This window comes from Streptomyces tricolor (assembly GCF_002155905.1).
GTDB classification, from domain to species: Bacteria; Actinomycetota; Actinomycetes; order Streptomycetales; family Streptomycetaceae; genus Streptomyces; species Streptomyces tricolor.
In genome coordinates, this window is sequence record NZ_MUMF01000265.1 from 1 (window position 1) to 7,899 (window position 7,899).

A 7,899-nucleotide genomic window follows, 5' to 3' on the forward strand; every position below is an offset into this window, starting at 1 on the left:
ACGGCCTCCGCTGTGCCGGCCACGACGCCGCCGGCACAGCGGAGGCCGTCCGCCGCCGTACCACCCACCAGGGCGACGCCCCCGGCCCGACGCCGCTGAGGGCAGGCCCAGCTGTACGCCCCCTGCTCCGGCCGGTGCGCTTTGCTCGGTGGGTTTCCGCGCGGCCCGCGCAGAGACCCGCACGGAAACCGGTGGCCCGTCAGACCGGCCGGCTCACCCGACCTCGGCCAGCACGGCCAGCACCGCCCGCTCGTCCGGCGCCGCGAGCAGCCGCTCCCGGAAGCCCGCGTCCATCAGCTTGCGGGACAACAGCGCGAGGATCCGCAGATGCTCGTCGCCCGCGGCGGCCTCCGGTACGGCGATCATGAAGATCAGCCGGGCCTTCGTACCGTCCAGCGACCCCCACTCGACGCCCTCCGCCGACCGCGCGAAGCCGACGACCGGCTCCGTCACCGCGTCCGTCTTGGCGTGCGGGATCGCGATCTCCTCGCCGAGCCCGGTGCTCCCCTGCTCCTCGCGCCGCAGCGCGGTCGCCACCAGCTCGGCCACATCCGCGACCCGGCCACTGCGCGCCAGCAGCTCCGCCATCTCCCGGATCGCGGCTTCCTTCTCCGCCGCCCCGAGCGCCACCCGCACGGTCCGCTCGGTCAGGTGCCCGGACAACACCTCGGGCCCGCCGTCCCCGGCCGTCTCCTCCACCGCGCCGGCCTCGGCCGTCGCACTCCGGCCGCCCGGACCCGGAACCGCCGTCTCCTTGACGGCGGCGGCCCCGACCGGCGACAGCTCCCGCCCGGCCGGCCCGGGTACCACCGCCCCGGCACCCGCGCCGGCCAGGACCGGCCCGGCCGCACCGGAACCCTCGCCGACGGCTTCCGCACGCCCCCGGCGCCCGCTCATGTCGACCAGTGCCACCGTCGTCAGCGCCGTCACCACCGTGCCGACCGCCACGGCCACGAAGAACATCGGCACCCCGCTCACCGCGCCCAGCACCGCCACGACCGGCCCGCCGTGCGGCACCGCGTCCTTCACCCCGGCCAGCCCCGCGACCGCGCCGGCCACCGCGCCGCCGAGCATGTTGGCCGGGATGACCTGAGCCGGCCGCGCCGCAGCGAACGGGATCGCGCCCTCCGAGATACCGAAGCAGCCCATGAACAGGGCCGCGAGACCCGTCTCCCGCTCCTGCTCGGTGTAGAGCCGCCGGCGGATCAGCGTGGCCAGGCCCTGGCCGAGCGGCATCACCGGGATCGCCGCCGCGCACATGCCCATCACCGTCTGGTTGCCGCTCGCGATGAGCCCCGCGCCGAACAGGAACGCCGTCTTGTTGACCGGCCCGCCCATGTCGAACGCGATCATCAGGCCGAGGACCGCGCCGAGCAGCACCGCGCTGGTGCCGGTCATCCCGCCCAGCCAGTTCGTCAGATGCTCGAACACCCACGAGATCGGCTTGCCGACGACGTAGATGAAGAACAGCCCGAGCGCCGTCGTCGCCACGATCGGGATCACGATGATCGGCATGATCGGCTGCACGAACTTCGGCACCCGGACCTTCTTGATCCACAGCACCAGATACCCGGCGAGGAACCCGGTCACGATCGCCCCGATGAAGCCCGCGCCGGCCTCGGAGTCGTACAGCGCCCCCGTGTTGGCGATCCAGCCGCCGATCATGCCCGGCACCAGCGCGGGCCGGTCGGCTATGGCATAGGCGATGTAGCCGGACAGGATCGGGATCATCAGCTGGAACCCGATCCCGCCGACCGCGTTCACATGCGCCCAGAAGGTGCCCTCCGGGATCACATAGCCCTTGGCCGTGGCATGGCCGCCGAGCGCCAGCGACACCGCGATCAGCAGACCGCCGACCACCACGAACGGGATCATGTACGACACGCCGTTCATCAGCGCCTTGTACACCGTCCCCCGCTCCTTGCCCCCGCCCGGCGCGTCCGCCGCGGAACCGGAGGCGGTGCCGTCCGCCCCGTGCACGGGCGCCGACCGCACCCGCTCGATCAGCTGCTCGGGGTGGTGGATCCCCTCGGCGACCCCGACCTTGAGCACCCGCTTCCCCACGAAGCGGCTCAGGTCGACGTCCTTGTCGGCGGCGACGATCACGCCGTCCGCATGTCTGACATCGTTGTCATCGAGCACGTTCTCGGCCCCGATGGATCCTTGCGTCTCCACCTTCATCTCGATGCCGCGGCCGGCGGCGGCCTGCGCGAGCTTCTCCGCCGCCATATAGGTGTGCGCGATGCCGGTCGGGCAGGCGGTCACCGCCAGCAGCCGCAGCGGCCGCCGCTCGTCGTCGCGGCCACCCATGGCGGGCGGCCCGGCCGGACTGGTCACGTCGATCTCCTCACGCTTTCCTCGCGCGGGATGTCGTCCCGGACACCCCGCGAGCGGAACCGGAACTCCCGGTCCACCTGCATCCTGCACCACCCCACCTCCCGCTCAAAGACGCAAAAGTCCACGTCCGCCCCGGTCTGCCGGTACCGGTTCCACGGATTCCGCACAACCGCCGGCACCCACACCCGCCGCCCCGACCGCCCGGAAAGCGCCCCCGGGAATGCCCAGGCGGACTGGGGCCGACCCGGCCGTCCGGTGTAGCTTGGGACGGAGCCAGACGTCGCTGCTGATGGCGGTCGGGCGGTCCCGCGCGGACCGACCGAGGGAGAGAGGGCCTCCGACGGACTGCGCTGCGCGCACGTGGGCATGCCTGTGTCCTCTTCTCGGGCACCCCTGTGTCCGCCGCCGCGCAGACCAGCCGTACCCACCTCGCCCCAACCCCGAGGAGCAGCTCGCAATGACGACTGTCGAGAACCGACAGGACTTCAAGGTCGCCGACCTCTCGCTGGCCGAGTTCGGCCGCAAGGAGATCACCCTCGCCGAGCACGAGATGCCCGGCCTGATGGCGATCCGCAAGGAGTACGCCGAGGCCCAGCCCCTCGCCGGCGCCCGCATCACCGGCTCGCTGCACATGACCGTGCAGACCGCCGTGCTCATCGAGACCCTGGTCGCCCTCGGCGCTCAGGTCCGCTGGGCCTCCTGCAACATCTTCTCCACCCAGGACCACGCCGCCGCCGCCATCGCCGTCGGCCCGAACGGCACGCCCGACAACCCGCAGGGCGTCCCGGTCTTCGCCTGGAAGGGCGAGACCCTGGAGGAGTACTGGTGGTGCACCGAGCAGGCGCTGACCTGGCCGGACAGCCCCACCGGCGGCCCGAACATGATTCTGGACGACGGCGGCGACGCCACCCTCCTCGTCCACAAGGGCGTCGAGTACGAGAAGGCCGGTGAGGTCCCCGCCCTGGAGACCGCCGAGTCCGACGAGCACCGCGTCATCCTCCAGCTGCTGCACCGCACCCTGGGCGAGAACCCCCAGAAGTGGACCCAGCTGGCCTCGGAGATCCGCGGTGTCACCGAGGAGACCACCACGGGCGTCCACCGCCTGTACGAGATGCAGCGCGACGGCGTCCTCCTCTTCCCGGCGATCAACGTCAACGACGCCGTCACCAAGTCGAAGTTCGACAACAAGTACGGCTGCCGTCACTCCCTGATCGACGGCATCAACCGCGCCACCGACGTCCTGATCGGCGGCAAGACCGCCGTCGTCTGCGGCTACGGCGACGTGGGCAAGGGCTGCGCCGAGTCCCTGCGCGGCCAGGGCGCCCGTGTGATCGTCACCGAGATCGACCCGATCTGCGCCCTGCAGGCGGCGATGGACGGCTACCAGGTCACCACCCTGGACGAGGTCGTCGAGACCGCTGACATCTTCATCACCACGACCGGCAACAAGGACATCATCCTCGCGTCGGACATGGCGAAGATGAAGCACCAGGCGATCGTCGGCAACATCGGCCACTTCGACAACGAGATCGACATGGCGGGCCTCGCCAAGATCCCGGGCATCGTCAAGGACGAGGTCAAGCCGCAGGTCCACACCTGGACCTTCCCCGACGGCAAGAAGATCATCGTGCTGTCCGAGGGCCGCCTGCTGAACCTGGGCAACGCCACCGGTCACCCGTCGTTCGTGATGTCCAACTCCTTCGCGGACCAGACCCTGGCCCAGATCGAGCTGTTCACCAAGCCCGACGCGTACCCGATCGGCGTCTACGTGCTGCCCAAGCACCTCGACGAGAAGGTCGCCCGCCTCCACCTGGACGCGCTCGGTGTCAAGCTCACCAAGCTCCGCCCCGAGCAGGCCGCGTACATCGGCGTGGAGGTCGACGGCCCGTTCAAGCCGGACCACTACCGCTACTGAGCCGGCGATCCCAATGGCCCGGCCTGCCGGGTGAGTGCGCCGGTGCACCGACGCACTCACCCGGCAGCAGGTCCTCCGAGGCAGGCCCCCGCACCCCCGTGCCGGGGGCCTGCCCCATCGGCCCCCCGATGGTCCCGACCTATGGCTTCCGGCCGGACCAGCCCGTCACGACCCAGGACCCCGCATGCCCCGCGGCCGCTATTCGCTCCACGATCCGCACGATCACACCCCCCTCGCAGAAGAACACTTCCAGTGCGCCCCCGGCCCGTCCGGCTGGCGCTACGTCTCCCGGCTGACCGGCCCCGCCGGCGATCACCGCGGCTCGGTCGACCTGGCCCTGGACGACCTCGGCCGTCCCATCCGCCTCGAACTCCACGCGGGCGACTGGCAGGTGCGCGGCGCCGCGCTCGACGGCGTCACCTGGGTCCGCACCGACCCCACCGGCCTGCATGCCACCGAAGGCAATGTGCGCGCCCACGCCTTCACCGGCACGTCCCCCGCGTTTCTCGTCGCCACTGCCCGACTGCTGCGCCTCACCCCCTCGTCCGCCGCGACCCGGGTACGCCTCGTGGCCTTCACCGACCCCGTCCTCGCCCCCCGTACCGTGGACCAGTCCTGGGCTCTGGTGAACAGCGAAGCACACGCCACTGACAACGGACCCCTGACCGTGGACGAATACCAGGTCACAGCCCTGGACACGGGCGAGCAGCACACCGTCCACATCGCCGGCGACGTCGTCCTGGCCGCGCCCGGGATCGAGCTGGAGGACCTCCAGTCGCCGCCCTCGCGCTTCGACTGACCCCGGCACACCCCTCGGCCCCGGAGGCCGCGGGCACCGCCTGCTCCCCGGCGGGCTACGCCGGCGGCACGAACCCCGTGGCCGGCCGGTCACCCCGAGGCTCGTCCCCCGGCACGGACGAGGGAGCGACAGGGGCCGGCGGCTGCGCGGCCGGTTCCCGAGCCGGGGCGGTCGGAACGGGCGAGGGCCCGGACCGATACGGACTTTGAGGCGGTGACGGATACGAGGCCTGAGCCGGATAGGCGGCCTGGACCGGATACGCGCTCTGAGCCGGATACGCAGCCTGAACGGGATACGCGGCCTGAACCGGATACGAGACCGGGGCACTTGCCTGCGCCACGGGTGGGGCGAAGCCGCCGGACGCCACACCGCCGTGGCCGAAGGCCTGCCGGACCTCACGGGACTGCCGCTCGTGCACCACGGCCGCGAGAAACGCCGCCGGCGGCAGATCGTGCGGCACCGGCGCACCCGTACGCTCCGCGAGATCGGCCGCAAGCCGCTGCGCCATCCCCGCCGAGACCTGCGGATCGAGCTGCTGCATCCGGGTCAGGTACTGCCGGACGGCAAGCCACAGCCCGTCCGGAACCGCTGACAGGTCCAGTCCGGAGAACCGCCCCGCGAGCCAGGGCGGCGGAGGCGGGACGAACCCGGTCCGCCCGGCCGGTATCCGCTCGCGCACGACGAGGGTGCCCGCGAACACGTCCCCGAGCCGCCGCCCCCGCGCCGAGACCAGCGAGGCGATACAGGCCACCACCCCGAACGTCATCAGAATCTCGACCACCCCGATCGCGCCCCGCACCAGCGCGTGCCGGAAGCGGATCGGCCCCCCGTCGTCCCGCACCACCCGCAGCCCGAACGCCAGCTTCCCCAGCGAGCGCCCGTGACTGAGCGTCTCGACGGCTATCGGCCCGCCGACCAGCACCAGCAGAAACGTCGCGATCGACAGCGCCATCTGCGCGGCCTGGTCCAGCGAAGCCGTCGACGCCACCAGCACCATGATCACGACGAGGTACGCCACCATCGCGACCACCAGGTCGACCAACACGGCCAGCGCCCTGCTCGGCAGCTTCGCGGGCCGCAGTTCGAGCGCCACCGCCTCGCCCGTCACCAGCTCACTCACGCCCGCCCGTCCTTCCCTGGTCTGCCCCCTGAACCGCAAGTCTGCCAAGCTGTGAGCGCATCGCGCCGCAGTACGACAAGCTGACAGCAGCGACGAGCATCCACGACGACCACGCCGAGCCGTGGACGACCAGCCGAGGAGCAGGCAGACCCCATGGACCTGGACGTCTTCGTCTCCGTACACCGAGCCGAATGGGACCGGCTGGATGCGCTGCTCCGCCGCCGGCGCCGGCTCACCGGCGCCGAAGCGGACGAACTCGTCGCCCTCTATCAGCGCACCGCCACCCACCTGTCGCTCATCCAGTCCAGCGCACCGGACCCGCAGCTGACCGGACGGCTCAGTCAGCTCGTCGCACGCGCGCGCAGCGCCGTCGCCGGCACCCGCCGCGCCTCATGGCGTGACGTCACGCGCTTCCTGGGCCAGGGTTTCCCGGCCGCCGTCTACCGAGCCCGCCACTGGTGGGTACCCACGGCACTCGCCTCCACCGCCGTCGCCGTCCTCCTGGGCTGGTGGATCGGCACCCACCCCGAGGTGCAGTCGTCCATCGCGGCACCCAGCCAACTGCGCGAGCTGACCCGCCCCGGCGGCGAGTACGAGACCTACTACTCCAGCCATCCCGCGGCCTCCTTCGCCGCCCAGGTGTGGACGAACAACGCTCAGGCTGCGGCGATGTGCCTGGTTCTGGGCGTCTTCCTGGGGCTGCCTGTCCTCTGGATCCTGTTCCAGAACATGCTGAACCTCGGTGTCGGCTTCGGCCTCATGTCCTCGGCCGGCCGCCTCGACACCTTCCTCGGCCTGGTCCTCCCGCACGGTCTGCTCGAACTGACCGCGGTCTTCGTCGCCGCCGGCACCGGCCTGCGGCTCGGCTGGACCCTGATCGACCCCGGCCCGCGCACCCGGCGCGCCGCCCTCGCGGAAGAGGGACGAGCCGCCGTCGGCATGGCGATCGGCCTCGCCCTGGTCCTGTTCGTCTCCGGCGCCATCGAAGGCTTCGTCACCCCCTCCGGCCTGCCCACCTGGGCCCGAATCGCCATCGGGGTCGCGGCCGAGCTGGCATTCCTGGCCTACGTCTACGTCCTGGGCGGACGCGCGGCACGCGCGGGCGAGACCGGCGATCTAGAGGCGGTGGACCGCAGCGCCTCGGTACCCACGGCCGCCTGAGCCCCGCCGATGTGCACTCGGCCCCTGTGAGCTGCTAGTCTCCTCTTCGCCCCGCGAGAGCCGTTGACACGGAGGGAGTGGGGAGGTAGATTTTAACAGTTGCCTGGAAGTGGACAGATCCACCGGGCAGACGATAGAATCTATGAGCTTCCTCAGGAGTCGGAAACGACATTCCGAGAAGCACCCCCCGATTACTCAGAAGTGAGCGGCCGGTCAGACCGGCTGAGAACTTCTGATAAAGTCGGAACCGCCGGAAAGGGAAACGCGAGAGCGGGAACCTGGAAAGCGCCGAGGAAATCGGATCGAGAAAAGATCTGATAGAGTCGGAAACACCGAAGGGAAGCGCCCGGAGGAAAGCCCGAGAGGGTGAGTACAAAGGAAGCGACCGTTCCTTGAGAACTCAACAGCGTGCCAAAAGTCAACGCCAGATATGTTGATACCCCGCCCGTCGGAACAATCCGATGGTCGAGGTTCCTTTGAAAAAACACAGCGAGGACGCTGTGAACGTCGGGACTATTCCTCCCGATGTTCCGCTCTCGTGATGTGTCACCGGATCACCGGTAAACA

5 protein-coding genes are annotated in these 7,899 nt (G+C 70.8%); 3 read left to right on the forward strand and 2 right to left on the reverse strand.

The window, feature by feature from the left end:
- Nucleotides 1–213 precede the first annotated feature (213 nt).
- Nucleotides 214–2,337 (reverse strand): fructose-specific PTS transporter subunit EIIC, encoded by a 2,124-nt coding sequence (locus tag CCN44_RS19735; protein WP_414820508.1) that lies wholly within the window; start codon nt 2,335–2,337, stop codon nt 214–216.
- A 457-nt stretch (nt 2,338–2,794) separates the two neighbouring features.
- Here CCN44_RS19735 and ahcY point away from each other — a divergent pair, with 457 nt between their 5' ends.
- Together ahcY and CCN44_RS19750 are read left to right on the forward strand one after the other, a co-directional pair.
- On the forward strand, nt 2,795–4,252 hold the full coding sequence (ahcY, locus tag CCN44_RS19745; protein ID WP_059251159.1) for an adenosylhomocysteinase: 1,458 nt from the start codon (nt 2,795–2,797) through the stop codon (nt 4,250–4,252).
- A 184-nt stretch (nt 4,253–4,436) separates the two neighbouring features.
- Nucleotides 4,437–5,051, forward strand: a complete 615-nt coding sequence (locus tag CCN44_RS19750; protein WP_059251161.1) for a hypothetical protein — start codon at nt 4,437–4,439, stop codon at nt 5,049–5,051.
- A 55-nt stretch (nt 5,052–5,106) separates the two neighbouring features.
- On the opposite strand, the gene CCN44_RS19755 is transcribed toward CCN44_RS19750, so the two are convergent.
- Entirely contained in the window at nt 5,107–6,171 is a 1,065-nt protein-coding gene (locus CCN44_RS19755; protein ID WP_208639800.1) for an RDD family protein, read from the reverse strand.
- Nucleotides 6,172–6,324: 153 nt separating this feature from the next.
- Here CCN44_RS19755 and CCN44_RS19760 point away from each other — a divergent pair, with 153 nt between their 5' ends.
- Nucleotides 6,325–7,332: a stage II sporulation protein M gene (locus CCN44_RS19760; RefSeq protein ID WP_086698446.1), complete on the forward strand. Its 1,008-nt coding sequence runs from the start codon at nt 6,325–6,327 to the stop codon at nt 7,330–7,332.
- The last annotated feature ends 567 nt before the right edge of the window (nt 7,333–7,899 follow it).

Coding starts and splice junctions, on each gene's coding strand:
- ahcY (WP_059251159.1), top strand. CDS start 2,795: ATGACGACTGTCGAGAACCGACAGGACTTCAAGGTCGCCGACCTCTCG.
- CCN44_RS19750 (WP_059251161.1), top strand. CDS start 4,437: ATGCCCCGCGGCCGCTATTCGCTCCACGATCCGCACGATCACACCCCC.
- CCN44_RS19760 (WP_086698446.1), top strand. CDS start 6,325: ATGGACCTGGACGTCTTCGTCTCCGTACACCGAGCCGAATGGGACCGG.